The 23,668-nt window shown below is 68.3% G+C and carries 17 protein-coding genes and 1 pseudogene; 10 read left to right on the forward strand and 8 right to left on the reverse strand.

What is annotated here, in order from left to right; translation table 11 throughout:
* Positions 1-79: 79 nt before the first annotated feature.
* The 4 genes from hemE to ABB28_RS11285 form a co-directional block, all read right to left on the reverse strand.
* The gene (gene hemE, locus ABB28_RS11270) at positions 80-1,153 is read right to left on the reverse strand and encodes a uroporphyrinogen decarboxylase (RefSeq protein ID WP_057508719.1); all 1,074 of its coding nucleotides are present in this window, start codon (positions 1,151-1,153) and stop codon (positions 80-82) included.
* Positions 1,154-1,207: 54 nt separating this feature from the next.
* A complete protein-coding gene (locus ABB28_RS11275; protein WP_057508720.1) occupies positions 1,208-1,447 on the reverse strand; it encodes a WGR domain-containing protein in 240 nt (79 codons plus the stop codon).
* A gap of 347 nt (positions 1,448-1,794) precedes the next feature.
* Positions 1,795-2,907, reverse strand: coding sequence for a 3-dehydroquinate synthase (aroB, locus tag ABB28_RS11280; protein WP_057508721.1), 1,113 nt, complete (start codon positions 2,905-2,907; stop codon positions 1,795-1,797).
* Positions 2,904-3,446 (reverse strand): shikimate kinase, encoded by a 543-nt coding sequence (locus ABB28_RS11285; RefSeq protein ID WP_057508722.1) that lies wholly within the window; start codon positions 3,444-3,446, stop codon positions 2,904-2,906. Before ABB28_RS11285 ends, aroB begins: the two co-directional genes overlap by 4 nt.
* Before the next feature lie 96 nt (positions 3,447-3,542).
* Here ABB28_RS11285 and ABB28_RS11290 point away from each other — a divergent pair, with 96 nt between their 5' ends.
* A complete protein-coding gene (locus ABB28_RS11290; RefSeq protein WP_057508723.1) occupies positions 3,543-3,746 on the forward strand; it encodes a dodecin family protein in 204 nt (67 codons plus the stop codon).
* A 34-nt stretch (positions 3,747-3,780) separates the two neighbouring features.
* On the opposite strand, the pseudogene ABB28_RS11295 reads toward ABB28_RS11290, so the two are convergent.
* Positions 3,781-4,608: pseudogene (locus ABB28_RS11295) on the reverse strand (kinase).
* Between the two features lie 39 nt (positions 4,609-4,647).
* Between ABB28_RS11295 and pdxH the strand changes: the two are divergent.
* The gene (gene pdxH / locus ABB28_RS11300) at positions 4,648-5,247 is read left to right on the forward strand and encodes a pyridoxamine 5'-phosphate oxidase (protein ID WP_057508724.1); all 600 of its coding nucleotides are present in this window, start codon (positions 4,648-4,650) and stop codon (positions 5,245-5,247) included.
* A gap of 209 nt (positions 5,248-5,456) precedes the next feature.
* Complete coding sequence (locus ABB28_RS11305) at positions 5,457-5,924, forward strand: DoxX family protein (protein WP_057508725.1); 468 nt, start codon at positions 5,457-5,459, stop codon at positions 5,922-5,924.
* A gap of 46 nt (positions 5,925-5,970) precedes the next feature.
* Here the strand turns inward: ABB28_RS11305 and prpR are convergent, their stop codons facing one another.
* Positions 5,971-7,557: a propionate catabolism operon regulatory protein PrpR gene (gene prpR / locus ABB28_RS11310; RefSeq protein WP_057508726.1), complete on the reverse strand. Its 1,587-nt coding sequence runs from the start codon at positions 7,555-7,557 to the stop codon at positions 5,971-5,973.
* A gap of 152 nt (positions 7,558-7,709) precedes the next feature.
* On the opposite strand from prpR, the gene prpB reads away from it, so the two are divergent.
* The 6 genes from prpB to pbpC all read left to right on the forward strand — a co-directional run bounded on the left by prpB (position 7,710) and on the right by pbpC (position 21,257).
* A complete protein-coding gene (prpB, locus tag ABB28_RS11315) occupies positions 7,710-8,600 on the forward strand; it encodes a methylisocitrate lyase (protein WP_057508727.1) in 891 nt (296 codons plus the stop codon).
* A gap of 30 nt (positions 8,601-8,630) precedes the next feature.
* Positions 8,631-9,788, forward strand: coding sequence for a bifunctional 2-methylcitrate synthase/citrate synthase (gene prpC / locus ABB28_RS11320; RefSeq protein WP_057508728.1), 1,158 nt, complete (start codon positions 8,631-8,633; stop codon positions 9,786-9,788).
* A 149-nt stretch (positions 9,789-9,937) separates the two neighbouring features.
* Positions 9,938-12,553 carry a Fe/S-dependent 2-methylisocitrate dehydratase AcnD gene (acnD, locus tag ABB28_RS11325; RefSeq protein WP_057508738.1) on the forward strand — a complete coding sequence of 872 codons (2,616 nt, stop codon included), beginning with the start codon at positions 9,938-9,940 and terminating at the stop codon, positions 12,551-12,553.
* A 34-nt stretch (positions 12,554-12,587) separates the two neighbouring features.
* On the forward strand, positions 12,588-13,772 hold the full coding sequence (gene prpF / locus ABB28_RS11330; RefSeq protein ID WP_057508729.1) for a 2-methylaconitate cis-trans isomerase PrpF: 1,185 nt from the start codon (positions 12,588-12,590) through the stop codon (positions 13,770-13,772).
* Positions 13,773-13,903: 131 nt separating this feature from the next.
* The gene (locus tag ABB28_RS11335; protein ID WP_057508730.1) at positions 13,904-18,838 is read left to right on the forward strand and encodes an alpha-2-macroglobulin family protein; all 4,935 of its coding nucleotides are present in this window, start codon (positions 13,904-13,906) and stop codon (positions 18,836-18,838) included.
* Positions 18,839-18,884: 46 nt separating this feature from the next.
* On the forward strand, positions 18,885-21,257 hold the full coding sequence (gene pbpC, locus ABB28_RS11340; protein WP_245625334.1) for a penicillin-binding protein 1C: 2,373 nt from the start codon (positions 18,885-18,887) through the stop codon (positions 21,255-21,257).
* A 6-nt stretch (positions 21,258-21,263) separates the two neighbouring features.
* On the opposite strand, the gene ABB28_RS11345 is transcribed toward pbpC, so the two are convergent.
* Both ABB28_RS11345 and ABB28_RS11350 read right to left on the reverse strand, forming a co-directional pair.
* Positions 21,264-21,833, reverse strand: coding sequence for a ferritin-like domain-containing protein (locus ABB28_RS11345; RefSeq protein WP_057508731.1), 570 nt, complete (start codon positions 21,831-21,833; stop codon positions 21,264-21,266).
* Positions 21,834-21,880: 47 nt separating this feature from the next.
* Positions 21,881-22,363, reverse strand: coding sequence for a peroxiredoxin (locus tag ABB28_RS11350; protein ID WP_057508732.1), 483 nt, complete (start codon positions 22,361-22,363; stop codon positions 21,881-21,883).
* A gap of 191 nt (positions 22,364-22,554) precedes the next feature.
* On the opposite strand from ABB28_RS11350, the gene ABB28_RS11355 reads away from it, so the two are divergent.
* Positions 22,555-23,457 (forward strand): DnaJ C-terminal domain-containing protein, encoded by a 903-nt coding sequence (locus ABB28_RS11355; RefSeq protein ID WP_057508733.1) that lies wholly within the window; start codon positions 22,555-22,557, stop codon positions 23,455-23,457.
* Positions 23,458-23,668: the final 211 nt, after the last annotated feature.

Here is a 23,668-nt window from a genome sequence, read left to right on the forward strand (position 1 = left end):
CGACCGGGAGGCGACATCATCACCCAATGGCGGTCATGGCGCGATCAACGCACGCCATGCCGCCATGTAGGGAAAAGCGTCAGCGCGCGCTGAGCCGGTGCACGGCGTCCACCAGCACCTGCACGCTGGCCGGGTCCATGTCCGGCGACATGCCATGGCCGAGGTTGAACACGTGGCCTTCGCGCGAACCGCCGTTGCCGGCCGCGTAGGTGTCCAGCACCCGCCCGGCCGCCGCGGTGATCGCTTCGGGGCTGGCATACAGGGTGGTCGGATCCAGGTTGCCCTGCAGTGCGACCCGTCCGCCGGTACGCCGCACGGCCTCGTCCAGGTCCAGCGTCCAGTCCAGGCCGAGCGCGTCGGCGCCGGTGTGCGACAGGGCTTCCAGATGCAGGCCGGTGCCCTTGCCGAACAGGATCAACGGCGTGCGCTCGCTGCCCTGGCCGCGTTCGAGTTCGGCGGAAATCCGCTGCAGGTAGCGCAGCGAGAACTCGCGGTACATCGCCGGCGACAGGACGCCGCCCCAGGTGTCGAACACCTGCAGCGCCTGCGCGCCGGCCGCGCGCTGCGCGCCGAGGTAGGCGATCACCGCATCGGTCACCACCTCCAGCAGCCGGTGCAGTTCCTGCGGGTGGTTCAGCGCCATCGCCTTGATGCGCGCGAAATCCTTGCTGCCGCCGCCTTCCACCATGTAGCAGGCGAGCGTCCACGGGCTGCCGGAAAAACCGATCAGCGGCACCTGGCCATCCAGTTCGCGGCGGATCACCCGCACCGCGTCCATCACATAGCGCAGTTCCTGTTCCATGTCCGGCACCGCCAGCCGGGCGATGGCCGCGGTATCGCGGACCGGATGGCGGAACTTGGGACCTTCGCCCTCGACGAAGTACAGCTCCAGGCCCATCGCATCGGGAATGGTCAGGATGTCGGAGAACAGGATCGCCGCGTCCAGCGGGAAGCGGCGCAGCGGCTGCAGGGTGACCTCGCAGGCGATCTCCGGATTCTTCGCCATGGCCAGGAAGCTGCCGGCCTTGGCGCGCGTGGCGCGGTATTCCGGCAGGTAACGGCCGGCCTGGCGCATCAGCCAGACGGGCGTGTGGTCCACCGGTTCGCGGCGCAGGGCGCGCAGCAGGCGATCATTGCGGAGGGGACTGGTCACGTAAGGGTGTTCCTTGTGCGGGTGGGACGTGGGCGCGGTGCGGGGGAGGTGCGATCAGGTGCTGCCTTCGACGAGCGCGAAGCCGCGATGCAGTTCTGCATCGCGTGCCTTGTCGAATGCCGCGCGGGCCTCATCCTGCTCCAGGTACAGCTCGCGGCGAAGCTGCGACCGGCCGCCGATGCGACCTGTTTCGCGCAGCAGTTCCCAACCACCGAACAGGTCCGGCAGCAGGGTCAGGCGCAGGAAGCGGGGCGCTTCGGTGCCGGTTGCAGGGTGTTGCAGGAAGGCATGCATGGCGCAAGTGTAGCGCCGCGCTATGTGAGCCGGAGACAAGGCGGGTACTACGGCGCGTCCGAAAGCCGCGAGAACGGGCAGGCGGCGGGGCACCGTGGGGTCGGTCGAACGGGTGAGGCCCCTCGCGGGTAGCTGGAAGCCGTTGCTGGGTCTGGGCCGGGCGGGTTACGGTGGCCGTCACCTGCGTAGCAGACAAAGAAAAAGCGGTAGCGCCGACCCATGGTCGGCGAGCGCAGCGGGCCGTTGGCGGAAACATTCCGCCGACCATGGGTCGGCGCTACCGCGCCACCCGGCCCCACCAACAACCCGCCCTGCCGCTTTCGACGTTGAGGTTGACGTGGCCCCGCTCAGCCGGCAGCCAGCACCGCCAGCACGGCCTCGTCGTGCACATCGGCCACCACTTCGGCTTTGCCGATGCCGCGCCAGAGCACCAGCCGCAGCCGCCCGGCCACGTTCTTCTTGTCCAGCCGCATGCGTTCCAGCAGCGCCTGCGGGGCCAGCCCGGCGGGAATGGCGACCGGCAGCTGCAGTGACTGCAGCAAGGCCACCAGGCGATCGGCGTCGGCGGCGGGCGCGCGGTCCAGCGCGGTGGAAAGCCGCGCCGCCAGCACCATGCCGACCGCGACCGCCTCGCCATGGTTGAGCGCATCACGGCCCGGTGCGGCGTAACCCTGCTCGGTCTCGATCGCATGGCCGAAGGTGTGGCCGAGATTGAGCAGGGCGCGCTCGCCCTTTTCCAGCGGGTCACGCGCGACGATGGCGGCCTTGTGTGCACAGCTGCGCGCGATGGCTTCGGCCAGCAGCGCGCTGTCGCCGGCAGACAGGCCCTGCGCATGCCGCTGCAGCCAGTCGAAGAACTCCGGGTCGCCGAGTGCCCCGTACTTGACCACTTCAGCCAGGCCGGCGCGCAGTTCGCGCACCGGCAGCGTGGAAAGTACCTGGGTGTCGGCGATCACCGCGCGCGGCGGATGGAAGGCGCCGACCAGGTTCTTGCCCGCCGCGATGTCCACCGCGGTCTTGCCGCCCACCGACGAATCCACCATGGCCAGCAGCGTGGTCGGCAACTGCACGCAGTCCACCCCGCGCATCCAGCAGGCGGCGGCAAAGCCGGACAGGTCACCCACCACCCCGCCGCCCAGCGCGAGCACGCAGGCATCGCGGGTGGCGCCCAGCGCGGCCAGCGCTTCGATGGCCCGGCCGAACTCGGCCAACGTCTTGGACGCTTCGCCGGCCGGCAGCACGTGTTCGCCGATGAGCAGGTCCGGTCGCGCCTGCAGCAGTGCGGCACGCACGCCAGCCAGGTACAGCGGGGCGACCTCGCTGTCGCTGACCAGCAGCACGTGGCGACCGCGCACATGGCGGGCCAGGGCGTGGCCGTCGGCGAGCTGGCCCGGGCCGATGGTGATCGAATACGGATGCTCGCCGCCGACGGCGACGTGCAGGGGGGGGGTGTCGGTCATGCGATGAGGTCCTGTCGCTGCCAGTGCGCGGCCAGCTTCACCACCAGCTGGGAAGTGGCCTCGGCGGCGGTATAGAGGTCGGTATCCAGGGTGAGGTCGGCCAGCTGCCGGTACAGCGGATCGCGGTGGTAGGCCAGGTCCTGCAGCACCTGTTCGCGGTCCGGCCGCTGCAGCAGCGGGCGGCCCTTGTCGCGCGCCAGGCGTTCCAGCTGGGCCGCCACGCTGACGCGCAGGTAGACCACATAGCCATGCGCGGCGATGGCCTGGCGGTTGCCGGCATCCAGCACCGCGCCGCCACCGGTGGACACCAGCTGGCCGTGGCCGCTGAGCACCTGCTGCAGGGCCTGCCGTTCATGCTGGCGGAAGCCGGCTTCGCCGGCCAGTTCGAACAGGGTGGGGATGCTGGCGCCGGCGTTGTCGACGATCACCTGGTCCAGGTCGATGAAGTCCAGCGTGAACCGTTCGGCGAGGCGACGGCCGATGCAGGTTTTACCGGCCCCCATGGGGCCGATCAGGATCAGGTTCGGTGCGGGATTCATGCCCTGCGATGCTAACACCTCCGTGACATTCCTTTACGCCCCGACGCCCCAGCCTTGGCCGGCGCGGAGCTTCCCGCGCGCCACGGAGCAGCCACCATGTCGGTCGCCAAGGTCATCGAAATCAACGCCTCCTCCAAGACCAGTGTCGAGGATGCGGTACGCAGCGGGCTGAAGAAGGTTTCCGAAAGCGTGAAGAACATCCAGGGCGCCTGGATCAACGAGACCAAGGTGGTGACCAGCGGCAGCGGCGAGATCACCGAGTGGCGGGTCAACCTGAAGGTCACCTTCCTGGTTGAATAGGGCCGTGCCGCGTCGCGCGTCGTGCGGATCCGGCTCAGCGGACCTCGACGATGCGGCGTTCGGCGTCCAGCGCGATCACCCGGTCGGCCAATGCCGGCAGGGTGCGCAGGGCCTGCCGGCTGACCCGTTCGTAGTACTGCACGAAGCGCTCCAGCTGCGCCCGGGTCATGCCACTGCGTCCGGGCTGGGCGGCCTGCAGGTGTTGTTCCTGCTGCCAGCGCCAGCGCGGCACCACCGCGAAATCCGGCGGCTGCAGGAACCACAGCCGGTCACAGCGCTGCCACAGCGGGGCGTAGTGGTCGGCCAGCGCCTAGTTGCACCAGCGCCGCCAGCGGCCATCGCTATCGGCATCACGCTCCAGGGCATTGAGTGGTTCGTCGAGCGCGTCCGGCTGCTGCGCCGGTGTGCCCAGGAACCAGCCTTCGAACACCAGCAGGTCCAGTGGTGCATCCAGGTCCTGCCACTGCGCCGGCGGCAGCCGTTCATCGGCCAGTTTGTCGAAACGTGGCAGCGAGGTAGGTGCGCGGGCGATCACCGCATCGAGCACCGCATGCGCCAGTGGCAGATCATGCGTGCCAGGCGGGCCGCGGGTGACCAGCAGCGGATGCACGTCGCGCGCCAGCCGCTGGCGTTGGGCGCGGGTCAGGTAGACATCGTCCACCGACAGCGTCGCGGCACGCAGGCCACGCGCCTGTGCACGCGCCACCACCTGCGCGGCCAGCGTCGATTTGCCGCTGCCCTGCAGGCCGCTGATCGCCAATACTGGCACCTCGGCGCCGCTGGCCAGCGCGTCATCCAGCGCCTGTTCGGCCAGCGTGTCCGGGAATCCTTTCGTCGTGGTCGTGTACGCCATTGCCTTCATGCCGCCACAATAGCCCAATCCCTGCAGGAATGAAGCGTCATGAGCGAGCTCTACACCGAAGCGTTGTCCACCTTCTCGGCGCTGTTCGACGAGGCCCGGCAGGGCAGCGAGATCGAGCCCAACGCGATGACCGTGGCCACGGCCGACGCGGACGGACGGCCGTCCGCGCGCACCGTGCTGCTGAAGGCCTTCGATGCGCGCGGCTTCGTCTTCTACACGCACCTGGACAGCCACAAGGGGCGTGAGCTGCAGGCAAATCCACGGGCGGCGCTGTTGTTCCTGTGGCGCAGCCTGCGCGAGGCCGGCATCCAGGTGCGCATTGAAGGTGCGGTGGAGCAGGTCGACGATGCCGAGGCGGATGCGTACTTTGCTTCGCGGCCGCGGTTGAGCCAGATCGGCGCGTGGGCATCGAGCCAGTCCCGGACGCTGTCATCGCGCGAGGAATTCGATACGCGGGTCGCCGCGGCAGAGGCGCGTTTCGACGGCCAGGACGTGCCGCGTCCGGACGGTTGGAGCGGGCTGCGGGTGGTGCCCGACCGCGTGGAATTCTGGTACGGGGCAAAGTTCCGCCTGCACGAGCGCTGGTGCTACGAGAAGGCCGCCGATGGCAGCTGGAGCAAGCGCCAGCTGTATCCCTGAGCACGCGGCGCCGCGCGTTCATGACGTGATCTGCATGCTGTATCGGGTGGAGCAAGCGCCAGCTGTATCCCTGAGCACGCGGTGCCGCGCGTTCATGACGTGATCTGCATGCTGTATCGGGTTCCCCCCGCCCCATGCCAGTGACCGCTTCATGTGCCGGCAGGGCAGGCCGTTGCAGCGTCGGCTCTTTTCGGGAAGGGAGAGTCGGGATGGAGCTTCTGCGCAGGGTCTGGTCGGTTGCGCCGTTACGCGGCGGCGTGGAGTCGTGGCTGCTGCTCGCCGCGCGCGTGGTGGCCGGCGGGATGTTCAGCGTTTCAGGCTGGAACAAGCTGTTCACGGTGCCGGGTCGGGAGCGCATGGTGGCCACGCTGCACGATGCCGGCATCCCGTTTCCCGGGCTCAGCGCGCCGGTATTGGGCGCGATCGAATGGGTGGCCGGGGCGCTGCTGGTGGCCGGCCTGCTCAGTCGTCCGTCGGCGCTGTTGCTGGCGGCGATCTGCGTGGTGGCCGCACTGACCGATGGGGTCGCACGCATTCCCGGCGGACTGGGCGTGCTGGACTGGCTGAGCTGGTTCTTCTACCTGACCGAGGTGCCACTGGCGGTCCTGCTGTCGTGGCTGGCGTTGGCCGGGAGTGGACGTTTCGCGCTCGACGCGCGCTGGGCGGCGCGGCGGTAGCCAGGGTGTGGTGGGTGACGATCGCTGGTCACCAGAGCATCCGCCGTCACAGCCCCGCTGCGCGCAGCCAGCGCCACAACGTGGTGCGCGAAATGCCCAGCGCCTGCGCCATCCCCTCGCGATCATTGCGGTGGGTCGCCAGCAGCTGCTGCAGCTGCACGCTGGACGGGCGCCCGGTGGCGAGCGGCGCGGCAGGCGAAGCGGGCGTGCCCTGCGCCAGTTCCGGTGCCAGTGACAGCAGGCGGTGTGCATCGATCAGGCCGTCGCCCGGCTGCCAGTGGATGCGCAGGCGGTCGACCAGGTTGCGCAGTTCGCGCACGTTGCCGGGCCAGTCCGCCGCACCCAGCAGGGCCATGGCGTCCTCGTCCAGCGGTGCCTCGATGCCGCGCAGCTGCTGGAAGAAGTGGTGCACCAGCAGGGCGACGTCGCCGCGCCGTGCGCGCAGCGGCGGCAGCACGATGCGCAAGGTCGCCAGCCGATAGAAAAGATCGCGACGGAACTGGCCGCCCTGTACGCGCTGCTCGAGCGACTGCAGGGTAGCGGCGACCACGCGCAGGTTGACCGGCGTGGGTTCGGTGGCGCCCACGCGCAGCACTTCGCGCTCTTCCAGCACGCGCAGCAGGCGGGTCTGCAACGGCAACGGCAGCTCGCCGATTTCGTCCAGGAACAGCGTGCCCCCGTCGGAGGCTTCCACCAGCCCGATGCGACCACCGCGGCGGGCGCCGGTGAACGCGCCATCGCTGTAACCGAACAGTTCCGATTCCAGCAGCGATTCACTGATCGCGCCGCAGTTCAACGCGACGAAGCGGCCACGTCGCCCGCTTTCAGCGTGAAGCTGGCGGGCCACCAGTTCCTTGCCGGTGCCGGTCTCGCCGCTGACCAGCACGGTGCTGTCATGCGGGGCGTACAGCGCGATGTGCTGGCGGACCTCGGCCATCGCGCCGCTGTCGCCGAGCAGCGCCGTGCCCTGGCCTGCGCGGTTGCCGCGGCGTTGCCGCAGCGGCAGGCGGCGGCTTCCCGAACGTGCCAGTGTGTGGGTCAGCTCCAGCGCATGTTCAAAGGCCTGGCGGACCGAATCGGCCGAATACAGCAGCACGCCCTGCAGCCCGGCGGCTTCAGCGTGGTCGATGGCCATGCCGGTGCCGACGATGACTTCGATGCCGTTGGCGCGCAGGTCGGCGATGCAGTCGCGCGCGTCTTCGCGGGTGACGAAACGGCGGTGCTCGATCTGCAGGCCGAAGCTGTCCTGGAAGCTGCCGAAGGTCGGCACATCGCTGGCGTGGGTGACCAGGCCGATGCGCGGGGCGATGCGGCGCGCCCGCGCCAGCGCTTCCATCAGGTCGAAGCCGTTGGCCTGGATCGGCACCAGCGGCACGTCCAGCCGGCTGCGCAGCCAGGCGGCATTGGAGCCGCCGGCGATCACCACGTCGCAGTGTTCCTGGCGCAGCCGCTGGTTGATCACCGCAACGGCGTCCTCGAACCCGAGGTTGATCTGTTCGATGCGCGCGCGGCGGTCGAATTCGGGAATGACATCGCCCAGCAGCCCGGTCAGCCGGGACACGCTCACCGTCCAGATCACCGGCTGGGTGGGATCGGCATCGCCGGCGCTGTCGGGAGGGCGGGGCAGGTACATGGGCGTCGCGGTTGGCAGGGTGTTTCATGATACATCTGTTTCGATGTTTCATATGTTTCAAATTTGCGGTCAGACAAGGCATGAAAATCAATGGCTTGCGGGTTGGCACGCTCTTTGCGCTGCCCTACGCTGACCCCTGACAGGATTGCTGCATGACTGCTTCCCTCGTTTCCGCCGGTGCCCGCTTCCGCCAGGCCTTGGCTGCCGAATCACCGCTGCAGGTGATCGGTGCGATCAACGCCAACCATGCGCTGCTGGCCAAGCGCGCCGGCTACCGCGCCATCTACCTGTCCGGCGGTGGCGTCGCGGCCGGTTCGCTGGGCCTGCCGGACCTGGGCATCAACACGCTGGAAGATGTGCTGATCGACGTGCGCCGCATCACCGATGTGTGCGACCTGCCGCTGATGGTGGACATCGATACCGGCTTCGGGCCGAGCGCGTTCAACATCGCGCGCACGGTGAAGTCGCTGATCAAGGCCGGTGCGGGTGCCTGCCATATCGAAGACCAGGTGGGCGCCAAGCGCTGCGGCCACCGGCCGGGCAAGGAGATCGTGTCGCAGGGCGAAATGGTGGACCGGGTCAAGGCCGCCGCCGATGCCAAGACCGATCCGGCGTTCTTCCTGATCGCGCGTACCGACGCCATCCAGGTCGACGGCGTGGACGCGGCCATCGAGCGCGCCATCGCCTGCGTGGAAGCCGGTGCCGACGGCATCTTCGCCGAAGCCGCCTATGACCTGGACACTTACCGCCGCTTCGTCGATGCGGTGAAGGTGCCGGTGCTGGCCAACATCACCGAATTCGGCGCCACCCCGCTGTTCAGCCGTGACGAGCTGGCCTCGGCCGGCGTGGCCATCCAGCTGTTCCCGCTGTCGGCCTTCCGCGCGGCCAACAAGGCCGCCGAAAGCGTGTACGAAGCGGTGCGCCGCGACGGCCACCAGCGCAACGTGGTGGATGCCATGCAGACCCGCAACGAACTCTACGACCGGATCGGCTACCACGCCTTCGAGCAGCAGCTCGATGCGCTGTTCGCCGCCAGGAAGTAACCTGCTGCCACGATTTCCGGGAGGAAAACCATGAACGATACGACCGCCACCCCGACCTTCAAGCCGAAGAAGTCCGTCGCCCTGTCCGGCACCGCCGCCGGCAACACCGCCCTGTGCACCGTGGGCCGCAGTGGCAATGACCTGCATTACCGTGGCTACGACATCCTGGACCTGGCGACCACCAGCGAGTTCGAGGAAATCGCCCACCTGCTGGTGCACGGCAAGCTGCCCACCCGCGCCGAGCTGGTGTCCTACAAGGCCAAGCTGAAGTCGCTGCGCGGCATCCCGGCCGCGGTCAAGGCCGCGCTGGAAGAACTGCCGCCGTCGGCGCACCCGATGGACGTGATGCGCACCGGCGTGTCCGTGCTGGGCTGCGTGTCACCGGAAAAGGACGACCACAACCATCCCGGCGCGCGTGACATCGCCGACAAGCTGATGGCCTGCCTGGGCTCGATGCTGCTGTACTGGTACCACTGGAGCCACAACGGCCGGGCCATCGACGTGGAGACCGACGATGACTCCATCGGCGGCCACTTCCTGCACCTGCTGCACGGCGAAAAGCCGCAGGATTCGTGGGTCAAGGCGATGCACACCTCGCTGATCCTGTACGCCGAACACGAGTTCAACGCCTCGACCTTCGCCTGCCGGGTGATTGCCGGCACCGGCAGCGACATGTACAGCGCCATCGCCGGTGGCATCGGCGCGCTGCGCGGACCCAAGCACGGCGGCGCCAACGAAGTGGCGTTCGAAGTGCAGAAGCGCTATGACAGCCCGGATGAAGCCGAGGCGGACATCAAGGCGCGCGTGGAGCGCAAGGAAGTGGTGATCGGCTTCGGCCATCCGGTGTACACCGTGTCCGATCCGCGCAACAAGGTGATCAAGGACGTCGCCCGCGAGCTGTCCGAAGAACAGTCGAGCATGAAGATGTACGACATCGCCGAGCGCCTGGAAACGGTGATGTGGGACATCAAGAAGATGTTCCCGAACCTCGACTGGTTCAGCGCGGTGAGCTACCACATGATGGGCGTGCCGACGGCGATGTTCACCCCGCTGTTCGTCATCGCACGCACCTCCGGCTGGAGCGCGCACATCATCGAACAGCGCATCGATGGCAAGATCATCCGCCCCAGTGCCAACTACACCGGTCCGGAAGACCAGGCGTTCGTGCCGATCGACAAGCGCGCCTGACGCGTGACCCGGCACCCTCGCGCAGGGTGCCGTGCGGAGCGGGGCGGCGGTGCCGTCCCGGTTCCGTTGTGGCGTTGCAACGCCGTCCCTGCCGGTGACGCGACGCCCGGCCCGCCACTGTCCAAGAGCCAGCCATGACCAGCCCCATGATGAATGAGTCGTACCGCAAGAACCTCCCCGGCACCGCGCTGGACTATTTCGATACCCGGGCCGCGGTAGATGCGATCCAGCCCGGCGCCTATGCCACGCTGCCGTATACCTCGCGCGTGCTGGCGGAAAACCTGGTGCGCCGCTGCGACCCGGCCACCCTGCAAGCCTCGCTGCGGCAGCTGATCGAGCGCCGCCAGGACCTCGATTTCCCGTGGTTCCCGGCCCGCGTGGTGTGCCACGACATCCTCGGCCAGACCGCCCTGGTCGACCTGGCCGGCCTGCGTGACGCCATCGCCGATGCCGGCGGTGACCCGGCGCAGATCAACCCGGTGGTGCCGACCCAGCTGATCGTCGACCACTCGCTGGCGGTGGAGTATCCCGGTTTCGACAAGGCCGCCTTCGAGCGCAACCGCGCCGTGGAAGACCGTCGCAACGAAGACCGTTTCCACTTCATCAACTGGACCCGCAAGGCGTTCAAGAACGTGGACGTGATTCCGCCGGGCAACGGGATCATGCACCAGATCAACCTGGAGAAGATGTCGCCGGTGGTGCAGGTGCGTGATGGCGTGGCCTTCCCGGATACCTGCGTGGGCACCGACAGCCACACCCCGCACGTGGATGCACTGGGCGTGATCGCCATCGGCGTCGGCGGCCTGGAAGCGGAGAGCGTGATGCTCGGCCGTGCCTCGTGGATGCGCCTGCCGGACATCATCGGCGTGGAACTGACCGGCCGCCCGCAACCGGGCATCACCTGCACCGACATCGTGCTGGCGCTGACCGAGTTCCTGCGCGCGGCCAAGGTGGTCGGTGCGTGGATCGAGTTCTTCGGCGCCGGTGCCAGCGCGCTGAGCATTGGTGATCGCGCGACGATTTCCAACATGACGCCGGAGTTCGGCGCCACCGCGGCGATGTTCTCCATCGACCAGCAGACCCTGGACTATCTGCGCCTGACCGGCCGCGAGGAACCGCAGGTGCAGCTGGTGGAAACCTATGCCAAGGCCGCCGGCCTGTGGGCCGATGACCTGGCGCAGGTGCAGTACGAGCGCGTGCTGCAGTTCGACCTGTCCAGCGTGGTGCGCAACATGGCCGGCCCGTCCAATCCGCACAAGCGCGTGGCCACCAGTGAACTGGCCGCGCGCGGCATCGCCGACGAGGCCAAGCTGGCCTCCGGCAAGCTCGAGCAGGCCGGTGGGCTGATGCCCGATGGCGCGGTGATCATCGCCGCCATCACCAGCTGCACCAACACCAGCAACCCGCGCAACGTGATTGGTGCGGCGCTGCTGGCGCGCAATGCCAACCGCGCCGGGCTGACCCGCAAGCCGTGGGTGAAGAGTTCGCTGGCGCCGGGTTCCAAGGCGGTGCAGCTGTACCTGGAAGAGGCCGGACTGCTGGGCGAACTGGAGCAGCTGGGCTTCGGCATCGTCGGCTTCGCCTGCACCACCTGCAACGGCATGAGCGGCGCGCTGGACCCGGTGATCCAGCAGGAGATCATCGACCGTGACCTGTATGCCACCGCGGTGCTGTCGGGCAACCGCAACTTCGATGGCCGCATCCATCCCTACGCCAAGCAGGCGTTCCTGGCATCGCCGGCGCTGGTGGTGGCCTATGCGATCGCCGGCACGGTGCGGTTCGATATCGAAAAGGATGCGCTGGGCGTCGACGCGCAGGGCAATTCGATCACCCTGAAGGACCTGTGGCCGAGCGACGAAGAGATCGATGCGGTGGTCAAGGCCAGCGTGAAGCCGGAACAGTTCCGCAAGGTCTACGACCCGATGTTCACATTCACGGTGGAGCACGGCGCGCCGATCAGCCCGCTGTACGCATGGCGTCCGCAGAGCACCTACATCCGCCGCCCGCCCTACTGGGAGGGTGCGCTGGCCGGTGCCCGCACCCTCAGCGGCATGCGTCCGCTGGCCGTGCTGGGCGACAACATCACCACCGACCATCTGTCGCCGTCCAATGCGATCCTGGCCAGCAGCGCTGCCGGTGAGTACCTGGCGCAGATGGGCCTGCCGGAAGAGGACTTCAATTCCTATGCCACGCACCGCGGCGACCACCTCACTGCGCAGCGCGCCACGTTCGCCAACCCGAAGCTGATCAATGAGATGGCGGTGGTGGACGGGGTGGTGAAGCAGGGTTCGCTGGCCCGCGTGGAACCGGAAGGCCAGGTGCTGCGCATGTGGGAAGCGATCGAGACCTACATGCTGCGCCGGCAGCCGCTGATCATCATCGCCGGTGCCGACTACGGCCAGGGCAGTTCGCGCGACTGGGCGGCCAAGGGCGTGCGCCTGGCCGGTGTGGAAGCGATCGCCGCCGAAGGCTTCGAACGCATCCACCGCACCAACCTGATCGGCATGGGCGTGCTGCCGCTGGAGTTCAAGCCGGGCGTGACCCGCCTGACGCTGGGCATCGACGGTACCGAAACCTTCGACGTGACCGGTGCGCGGCTGCCGCGTGCGGAGCTGACCCTGGTCATCCATCGCCGCGACGGCAGCCAGTTGATGGTGCCGGTCACCTGCCGGCTGGATACCGCCGAAGAGGTGTCCATCTACGAGGCCGGCGGCGTGCTGCAGCGCTTTGCGCAGGACTTCCTGGAAGCGTCGCAGGTTGCATGACGATCTCGCCGACCTTCCTCCTTGGACTGATCCCATGACCTTTCTTCCGCAGCTCCGCATTCCCGCCACCTACCTGCGTGGTGGCACCAGCAAGGGCGTGTTCTTCCGCCTGCAGGATCTTCCGCCCGCCGCGCAGGTTCCCGGGCCGGCGCGCGATGCGCTGCTGATGCGGGTGATCGGATCGCCCGATCCGTATGCCAAGCACACCGATGGCATGGGCGGGGCAACGTCGAGTACCAGCAAGTGCGTGATCATTTCCGCGGCGTCGGTCCCCGATCACGATGTCGATTACCTGTATGGCCAGGTGTCGATCGATACCGCCTTCGTCGACTGGAGCGGCAACTGCGGCAACCTGAGCACGGCGGTCGGCCCCTTCGCCATCAGCAATGGCTTGATCGACCCGGCGCGGGTGCCGCGCGATGGGCTGTGCAGCGTGCGCATCTGGCAGGCCAACATCGGCAAGACCATCATTGCCCACGTGCCGATGCGCGATGGCCAGGTGCAGGAAATGGGCGATTTCGAGCTGGACGGGGTGACCTTCCCGGCGGCGGAAATCCAGCTGGAATTCCTCGACCCGTCCGATGACCAGGACGGCGGGGCGATGTTCCCGACCGGCAACGTGGTTGATGACCTGGAGGTCCCCGGCGTGGGCACCTTCAAGGTGACGATGATCACTGCCGGGATTCCGACCATCTTCCTCAACGCCGCCGACCTGGGCTACACCGGCACCGAACTGCAGCCGGCCATCAACGAAGACCGCGCGGCGCTGGAGCGCTTCGAGGCGATCCGCGCGCACGGCGCGGTGCGCATGGGACTGATCGAGCGCATCGAGCAGGCGGCCACGCGCCAGCACACCCCCAAGGTGGCGTTCTTGGCGCCGGCGCAGGACTTTGTTTCTTCCAGTGGCAAGGCGATTGCCGCCGCGTCGATCGACCTGCATGCGCGGGCGCTGTCGATGGGCAAGCTGCATCACGCGATGATGGGCACCGCCGCAGTCGCCATCGGCACGGCCGCGGCGATTCCGGGCACCCTGGTCAATCTGGCAGCGGGCGGCGGGGCGCGCACGTCGGTCGTGTTCGGTCATCCTTCGGGCACGCTGCGGGTCGGCGCCGAGGCGGCGCAGGCGGACGGGCAATGGACGGTGACCAAGGCGATCATGAGCCGCAGCGCCCGGGTGCTGATGGAAGGCGCCGTCCGCGTCCCGGCCGATACCTTTTGAACCGGTACTGACGGCCGCTTGAACCGGTAGTGACGGCCGCTGGCCGTCAGCCTGGCGCCGGATGACGGCCAGCGGCCGTCACTACCGGTGCGCGCGGGGCATAATGCACGCCTTGTTCAAGGAGTGACGACATGACCGGTCCGCAGCGGCTTCGGAAGTGGGGATGGGCGGCAGCCCTGATGGCAGGAAGCCTGCTGGCCGGCATCACCGGCTGCAACCGCAACGACAGCGGGCAGTTGCCCGCCGCCAGCGGCGAGGCGATCACCGCCAAGGCCGAGCAGGTGACCGAGTTCACCCTGCTGCGCGCCTACCCGGACCAGAAGAACGATGGCCTGTCGCTGGCGCTGGAGTTCTCGCGCCCGCTGGTCGGCACCCAGGACTTCGACGCGCTGGTGCGCTTCGAGGAAAAGGTCGGCACCGATGACAGCAGCTGGACCCTGTCCGACGACGGCAAGACCCTGCGCTACCCGTTCGTGGAAGCCGCCAAGGAATACTCGCTGGTGGTGTCGGCCGACCTGTTGGCCGCCGACGGCAGCAGGCTGGGCAAGGAACTGCGGCAGAAGGTGTTCAGCGGCGAACTGACCCCGGTGGCCGGCTTCGCCTCGCAGGGCAGCGTGCTGCCGGCGCGCGACAGCCGCGGCCTGCCGGTGGTGTCGGTCAACGTGCCGGAAGTCGACGTGGAGTTCCTGCGCGTGCGCGAGAAGGAACTGCCGACGTTCTTCAGCCAGTACCAGCGCGGCGGCCGCCGCGGCAGCTGGGAACTGGACAGCGACTACAGCGAACGCACGCCGATCAGCCGCCTGGCCGAACCGGTCTACGTCAACCGCTTCATCCTGGGCGGCAAGCAGAACGAGCGCGTGCTGACCTACCTGCCGACCCAGGACATCAAGGAACTGCAGGAGCCCGGACTGTACTTCGCCGTGCTCAAGCGCACCGGTGCCTTCGATGGTGAGTTCGATACCGCGTTCTTCAGTGTCAGCGACATCGGCCTGCATACCCGCGCGTACAAGGACAAGCTGTTCGTCCACACCGCCTCGCTGAAGGACGGCGCGCCGCTGAAGAAGGTGGACGTGCGCGTGCTGGACGGCAAGGGCGAAGTGGTCCTGCGCGGCAGCACCGACGGCAACGGCAACGCGCTGCTGGATTACACCCTGGATGCCAGCCACGTGCTGGTCGCCGGCAGCGGCAAGGACACCAGCTTCCTGCCGTTCAACCAGCCCGCGCTGGACCTGAGCGAGTTCGCGGTGGCCGGGCGCGACAACGCCTGGTTCGATGTGTTCGCCTGGTCCGGGCGCGACCTGTACCGTCCCGGCGAGACCGTGCGCCTGTCCGCGCTGCTGCGCGACAACGATGGCAAGCCGGTCGCACCGGGCAAGGATGCCAAGGCACGCCAGCCGGTGTTCCTGCGGCTGAAGCAGCCCGATGGCAAGATCTTCCGCGAGACCCAGCTGCAGCCCGGCGAACAGGGCTACTTCAATTTCGAACAGCTGATCCCTGCCGATGCGCCGACCGGCCGCTGGCAGGTCGAGTTCCGTACCGATCCGGCCAGCAAGGAAGCGATCCAGGGCATGACCCTGCGCATCGAAGAATTCCTGCCGGAGCGGATGAAGCTGGACCTGGACAGCGCACAGAAGAGCCTCAAGCCTGGTGATGCGCTGCGGCTGCAGGCCAACGGTGCCTATCTGTATGGCGCACCGGCCGACGGCAATCGCTTCACCGCGCGCCTGGCGGTGGCGGTGGAACAGACGCCGGTGGAAGGCCTGCCGGGTTACTTCTTCGGCGACCCGACGGTGAGCCTGCCGCGCGAAGCCAAGGACGTGGTGGACACCACGCTGCCCGCCGATGGCATGCTGAAGCAGGATGTGGACCTGCCGGAAGAAGCCGCCAAGGCCAAGACCCCGGTGGCGGTGGTGTTGTCGGGCAGCCTGTATGAAACCGGTGGACGCACCGTCAACCGCACCCTCAAGCGGGTGATGTGGCCGGCCGCGGCGCTGGTCGGCGTGCGCCCGCTGTTCAACCCGGACGACGGCGCCGATGCCAATGGCACTGCGCGCTTCGAACTGATGCGCGTGGATGCGGCCGGCAAGCCGCAGCCCGCCAAGGGTCTGAAAGTGACCCTGGTGCGCGAGCTCCGTGATTACCACTGGGCGTTCAACGACAATCGCTGGGACTACGATTTCACCCGCCGCTTCGAGAACAAGGACACCCGTACCGTCGATGCCGGCACCAGCGCGGTGGCCTTCGACGTGCCGGTGGAGTGGGGCGAATACCGGGTGGACGTGTTCGATCCGGCCACCGGACTGACCAGCCGCTATCCGTTCCGCGCAGGCTGGAGCTGGGGCGACGACAACCGTGGCCTGGATGCACGCCCGGACAAGGTCAAGCTGGGCCTGGACAAGACCGGCTACAAGGCCGGCGACACGCTGGAAGTGACGGTGACGCCGCCGCATGCAGGGCGTGGCCTGCTGATGGTGGAAACCGATCGCATGATCTACGTGCAGGACATCGACGCCAAGCCGGGGAGCACCTTCAGGATTCCGGTCACCGCCGACTGGGAGCGCCACGATGTGTACATCACCGCGCTGGTATTCCGTGGCGGCAGCGCACCGAGCAAGGTGACCCCGGCACGCGCGGTGGGCGTGGTGCACGTGCCGATGGACCGCAAGGCGCGCACGGTCGCGGTGGGACTGGTGGCGCCGAAGCAGATGCGTCCGGAGCAGGACCTGCCGGTCACCGTGAGCGTGCCGCAGCTGGCCGGCAAGGTCGCGCACGTGACCGTGTCCGCGGTGGACGTGGGCATCCTCAACATCACCCGCTTCCCGGTGCCCGATGCGGCGGCGCATTTCTTCGCGCAGCGCCGGCTGGGCATCGATGCCTATGACATCTACAGCCGCGTCATCGAAAGCTTCGACGGAAGCAGCGGCAAGCTGAAATTCGGCGGCGACATGGCGCTGGCGGCGTTGCCGCAGGCCAAGCGGCCGACGGCGCGGGTGCAGACCGTGGACCTGTTCACCGGGCCGGTGAAGCTGGATGCCAAGGGCAATGCCCGGGTCCGCCTGAAGGTGCCGGATTTCAACGGCACGCTGCGGGTGTCGGCGCTGGTGTATGCCGATGAAAGCTATGGCAAGCGCGATGTGGAGACCGTGGTGCGCGCCCCGCTGCTGGCCGAAGCCAGCATGCCGCGCGTGCTGGCCCCGGGCGACCGCAGCACGGTCACCCTGGACGTGCAGAACTTCACCGGCAAGCCCGGCCAGTTCAACGTGCGGGTGGAAACCGAAGGCCCGCTGAGCCTGGCCGAGGGCACGCGCAGCGTCCAGCTGGCGGCCGATGCCAAGAGCACGCTCAGCTTCCCGCTGAGTGCGCGCGAAGGGCACAGCGTGGCCAAGGTGCGGGTGCGGGTGGACGGCAACGGCTTCAAGGCCGATCGCCGCTACGACCTGCCGGTACGTGCGGCCTGGCCGCAGGTGCTGCGTTCGCAGGTGCGCACGCTGGATCCGCTGGCTGCGGTCAGCCTGGATGGCAGCCTGATGGACGGCCTGATGCCGGAATCGGTGACCGCGCGCCTGCTGGTCAGCCCGCTGCCGCCGATCCCCTTCGCCAGTGCCCTGCAGGGGGCGCTGAACTATCCGTACGGCTGTGCCGAACAGACCACCAGCAAGGGCTACGCCGCGCTGATCCTGGACCAGGCCACGTCGACGATGCTCGGTGCCGACGGACTGGACGCCAAGGTGCGCCGCGAGCGCATGGAAGGCGCCTTCGGTCGCCTGGCCTCGATGCAGGTGGCCAACGGCAACTTCTCCATGTGGGGCGACGACGGCTACGTCAATCCGTGGCTGACGCCGTACATCACCGAGTTCCTGCTGGATGCCCGCGATGCCGGTTTCGCCGTACCCGAAAACGTGCTGCAGAAGGCATTGAACCGGCTCAGCGAGGACCTGCTGTCCGGCGGCAATCAGTTCTACGGCCAGGATCGCCGTGACAACCTGAAGTTCGCCAACCAGGCCTACTCCGGCTACGTGCTGGCGCGGGTCAACCGCGCGCCGTTGGGCACCCTGCGCACGTTGTATGACAACGAACGGGCCAAGGCCATCGGTGGCCTGCCGCTGGTGCACCTGGGCGTGGCGTTGTCGCTGCAGGGTGACCGCAAGCGCGGTGAGGCGGCCATCGCGGCCGGCTTCGCCAAGCCGAGCAGCGAACGGCCGTCGTACTTCGGTGACTACGGCAGCGCGATCCGCGATGACGCGCTGATGATCGCGCTGACCCACGAGCACAACCTGGCCAAGCCGGCCTGGGATGCGCGTTCGGTGGACCTCGGGCGTGAGCTGGATAGCCGCCGCAACCGTGGCTGGATGTGGCTGAGCACCCAGGAACAGGTGGCCATCGCCCGCCTGGGCAAGGCGCTGGCCGCGAACCAGAAGAAACTGGTGGCCGGTGAGCTGGTGATCGGTGCGCAGACCGAAAGCATCGGGGAGCGTCGCCTGTTCGGCCGCGGTTTCGATGCCGCGCAGCTGCTCAGTGGCGTGCGCTTTGCGCCCACCGGCGAGCCGCCGATGTTCGCCAGCATCGACGTGGCGGGTATTCCGCGCACCGCGCCGGCGCCGGACAACAGCGTGATCGGCGTGGAGCGCAGCTGGTTCGGCACCGACGGCAAGCCGTGGACGCCGCGTCCGTTGAAGGAAGGCGAGGCACTGATCGTGCGCGTCACCGTCACCCCGGACAGCAGCATGCCCGATGCCCTGCTGACCGACCTGCTGCCGGCCGGGCTGGAGATCGAGAATTTCAACCTCGGTGATGCCAAGCAGTGGGCCGACGTGGTGGTGGACGGCATCGGCATCAGCGCACGCGGTGATGCGGCCGACGTCAAGCACGAGGAGTTCCGCGATGACCGCTACGTGGCGGCACTGAACCTGTCGCGTGGCAGCAAGGCGACGCTGTTCTACCTGGTGCGCGCGGTCACTCCGGGCACCTACACGGTGCCGCCGTCGCTGGTTGAAGACATGTACCGACCGCAGCTGCGCGGTGTCGGCCGCAGCAACCCGAGCACGATCACGGTGGTGCAACCGTGAGCCGGCGGGCGGGCCGCCACGCTGCGGCCTGCCCACGGGGCCGCCGGTGATCAAACGCGGCCTGCGCCGGTTGCGGCGCAGCCTGCGGCCGCTGTGGCCGTGGCTGCGCTGGGGCAGCGTGGCGCTGCTGTTGGCGGTGCTGCTGCTGGATCTGGCGTTCCCGCCGCCCTTGCCGAAGCAGCGCGATACGAGCACGCTGGTCGTCGCGCGCGACGGCAGCCCGCTGCGCGCGTTCGCCGATGCCGAAGGCGTGTGGCGCTACCCGGCGTCGGTCGACCAGGTCTCCCCGTTGTACCTGCAGGCCCTGCTGGGCTACGAGGACCGCTGGTTCTGGCGCCATCCCGGCATCAACCCGGTCGCGCTGCTGCGCGCCAGCACGCAGATGCTGGGGCAGGGGCGCATCGTGTCGGGCGGCTCGACGCTGACCATGCAGGTGGCGCGCATCCTTGACCCGCATACGCGCACGCCCTGGGGAAAATCCAAGCAGATGCTGCGCGCGCTGCAGCTGGAAGCGCACCTTTCCAAGCGCGAGATCCTGACCCTGTACCTGGAGCGCGCGCCCTACGGCGGCACCATCGAGGGCGTTGAAGCGGCCAGCTGGGCCTACCTGGGCAAACCGGCGGCGCAGCTGTCGCATGCCGAGGCAGCGCTGCTGGCGGTGCTGCCGCAGGCGCCCAGCCGGCTGCGTCCGGACCGCCATCCGCAGGCAGCGCAGCAGGCGCGTGACAAGGTGCTGGCACGGATGGCTTCGCTGGGGCGCTGGTCCGCCGAAGTGGTGGAAGATGCACGCGTGGAAACGGTGGTCACCCGTTCGCTGCGTCCACCGCTGCATGCGGCCTTGCTGGCGCAGCGCCTGCATGCCGCGCAACCCGGGCAGCCACGCATCGAAAGCAGCATCGACATCGACCTGCAGCGCACGCTGGAGGGCCGGCTTTCCAGCTACTTCTCCACGCTGCCCGAGCGGACCTCGGCGGCGCTGCTGGTGGTCGACAACCAGACCCTGCAGGCGCGCGCCTACGTCGGCACGCTGAACTTCGGCGACCGCCAGCGGCTGGGCCACGTGGACATGGTGCAGGCATGGCGCTCGCCGGGTTCCACGCTCAAGCCGTTCCTGTACGCGATGGCGCTGGATGACGGCCTGATCCACTCGGAGAGCCTGCTGGTGGATGCGCCGCAGAGCTTCGGCGGCTACCGCCCGGGCAATTTCGACGAGGCTTTCAATGGCCCGGTGAGCGCAGCCACCGCACTGCGCCTGTCGCTCAACGTGCCTTCGGTGGACCTGCTGGACCGGGTCGGGCCGGCGCGCTTCGCCGCGCGCCTGTCGCATGCCGGGATCCAGCTGCGCTTTCCACGTGGAAGCTCACCCAACCTGTCGCTGATCCTGGGCGGCACCGGGGCGCGGCTGGAGGACCTGGTCGGTGCCTTCGCTGCGTTGAACCGCGATGGCATCGCCGGTCGGGTGCGCTATACCGATGCGGATCCCGTGCTGGATCGCCGGCTGGTGTCTCCGGGCGCGGCGTGGATCGTGCGCGAGATGCTGGAAGCCAATCCGCGCCCGGGGCAGGGCACCGATACCTTCGACCTCGGCGGCCGGCCGCGGGTCGCGTGGAAGACCGGTACCAGCTACGGCTACCGCGACGCGTGGGCGATCGGTAGTACGCGCCAGTACACCGTGGGGGTCTGGGTAGGGCGGCCGGACGGCACGCCATTGCCGGGACAGTACGGGGCGGTCACGGCACTGCCGCTGATGTTCGAGGTGGTCGACAGCCTGCCGCGCCAGGGCCGTGCCAGCGCGGCGCCGCCGCGTCCGGCCAGTGTCACCCAGGCGGATGTGTGCTGGCCGACCGGGGAACTCGCCAGCGAGCTGCCGGCGGGATTGTGCCAGCGCCGGCTGAGTGCATGGTTGCTTGATGGCAGCGTGCCCCCCACCTTCGCCGAGCGCGATGCGCGGCGCTGGCAGCCGGGGCGGCAGCGCTACCAGGCTGATCTGCAAAGCGGCCTGCGACTGTCCGCCGACTGCAGCGCGCCGCACCCGGTGGAAGACCGCGAAGTCGCGCGCTGGCCGGCGCTGCTGTCGCCGTGGCTGCCGCAGGCGGCACGGGCCGCCTCGCAGCTGCCCGCGCTGGCACCGGATTGTCGCGACGACGGGCGCCAGGCCAGCATCGCCCTGCACATCGACGGGCTCAACGACGGGGCGTCGTTGGCGCGCGCGCCGGGGGCCGTTGAAGGCGTGCGCCTGCAGCTGCGTGCGCTCGGCAGCGAGCACGACATCGACTGGCTGCTGGACGGCCGCTGGATCGCCCGCACCCGCGGCGCCCAGCCGTTCAGCCAGCGCTTCGAACAGCCAGGACGGCACACGTTGACCGCACTGGCCAGCGATGGGGCCTGGACCCAGGTGCGGTTCAACGTGGTGCGCTGAGTCGGCTTACTTGCCGATCCAGCCATCCAGCAGGTCGGCGAACTCGTCGGCGTGCTCTTCCTCCTGGGCCAGGATCTCTTCCAGGATGCGCTTGGTGGTGGTGTCCTTGTCGCCGACGAAATTGATCATCTCGCGGTAGCTGTCGATGGCGATGCGTTCGGCGATGAGGTTCTCGCGCACCATGTCACGCAGGTCACTGCCTTCCTTGTACTCGGCGTGCGAGCGTGCGGTCAGGGTGTCCGGGTTGAAGTCCGGCTCGCCGCCGAGCTGCACGATGCGTTCGGCCAGCTTGCCGGCATGCGCCTGTTCCTGCTGCGCGTGTTCCAGGAACTCGGCCTTGACCGCGTCGGCGAGCATGCCCTTGGCCATGTAGTAGTGGCGGTAGTAGCGCAGCACGCACACGTATTCGGTGGCCAGTGCATCGTTGAGCAGCTGGATGACCGCCTTGCGGTCGGCGTTGTAGGTGTCGGTGATCGCGCCATCTTCGATATTGCGCCGGGCGTTGTCGCGCAGGGTCTGGCGATCGCTGATGCCGGCGGGATGGGCGGGGTGGGGGTGCTTGGCTGGCTTTGACATGGCTGGCCTTTTCTCCTTCGTTATCGTTGGTTGCGGTACTACATTGATCAGTGCGGCAGGTGCGCCAGCACATGCTCGGCCGATGACACCTCGAACTTGCCGGGGGCGTCGATCCAGGCCTCGCGCACCGTGCCGTTGTCCACGTACAGGGCGAAACGACGCGAGCGCATGCCCATGCCGGACGCGCTGGCGTCGATTTCCAGGCCGAGCGCGCGGGCCAGTTCGCCGTTGCCGTCGGACAGCATCAGCAGTCCGTCGGGCACCTGCTGGCTTTCGCCCCAGGCCTTCATCACGAACGGGTCGTTGACCGCCACGCAGTACACCTCGATGCCGCGCTGGCGGAATGCGGCGAAGTGTTCGATGAACCCGGGCAGGTGGCTGGCCGAGCAGGTGGGGGTGAACGCACCGGGCACGGCGAACAGTACGGCCTTGCGGCCGTCGAACAAGGCCTTGGTGTCGACCGTCTCCACGCCGTCGCGGATGCGTTTCAGGGTGACTTCCGGGATCGGGTCGCCGGCTTGGATGCTCATGGGGGGGCTCCTGGTAAGCGGGCAGCGTAGGCACGCAGATGGGATGGCCGCGTCAACGGATTGAAAATCCCGCGTGCACGCCCGATCTGGCAGGCGACGGGGGACGGCAACGTCCGGGCCTGCACACGGCAGCCGCTAGAATAGGCGCGGGTTGGCGCCCCCGGTGCCGACGGATCACTCGAGGTAGCACGATGGAATTCAAGGATTACTACGCCACGCTGGGCGTGGAGCCCAGCGCGGGCGACGCCGAAATCAAGACCGCTTACCGGCGGCTGGCGCGCAAGTACCACCCGGATGTCAGCAAGGAAGCCGGCGCGGAAGAAAAATTCAAGGGCATCAACGAGGCGTACGAGGCGCTGCGCGACCCGCAGAAGCGCGCGGCGTATGACCAGTTGAAGGCGCAGGGGTACCGGCCGGGCGAGGAGTTCAATGTCCCGCCCAACTACGGCGGCGGCGGTGGCTTCGATTTCGAGGAGGTGTTCGGCGGTGGCGGCGCAGGCGGTGCCAACGGCGGCTTCAGCGATTTCTTCGAGAGCCTGTTCGCGCGCCAGCGTGGCGCGGCCGGGCGCGGCCCCGGTCCTGGCTTCAGCAGCGGTGGCCACGCCCCGCAGCGCGATACCCGGGCCAAGCTTTCGGTTCCGCTGGAAGCAGCCTACAACGGCGATACGCTGCGGATCACGGTCAACGGCCGCCAGCTGGACGTGCGCGTGCCGAAGGGCATCAAGCCGGGCCAGGTGATCCGGCTGGGCGGGCAGGGCACGGATGGTGGCAACCTGCTGCTGGAAGTGGAATATGCCGCGCACCCGCAGTTCGAGGTGGACGGTCGCAACATCCTTTACACCCTGCAGGTGACGCCGTGGCAGGCGGCGCTGGGCACCAGCATCAGCGTGCCGACGTTGGGCGGTGCGGTGGAACTGAAGGTGGCTGCTGGTTCCGATGCCGGGCGCCGGCTGCGCCTGCGCGGCCGTGGCCTGCCGGGCAACCCGGACGGCGACCAGATCGTGGAACTGGAGATCGTGGCGCCGGCGGCCAACGATGAGGCCCAGGCCGAGGCCTACCGCAACCTGGCCAAGGCGTTCGGCGAGTCGATCTGAGGGGTTTGTTGTGCTGCGCACGGCTTGAAGCGCAGGCAACGTCAAAAGCTCACGTCAACGGCAAAAGCTGCAGGGCTGTTGTGTTGGCGGGGCGGGGTGGCTGTGCAGGACACGCCGTGAATCCGTCCATGGAGGCTCGCTTTTCGCATCCATGCGAAAAGACGGTCCTGCACAGCCACCCCGCCCCACCTTCGACAGGTCCATGGTGGCC

The sequence above is a fragment of the Stenotrophomonas chelatiphaga genome, assembly GCF_001431535.1.
GTDB lineage: Bacteria > Pseudomonadota > Gammaproteobacteria > Xanthomonadales > Xanthomonadaceae > Stenotrophomonas > Stenotrophomonas chelatiphaga.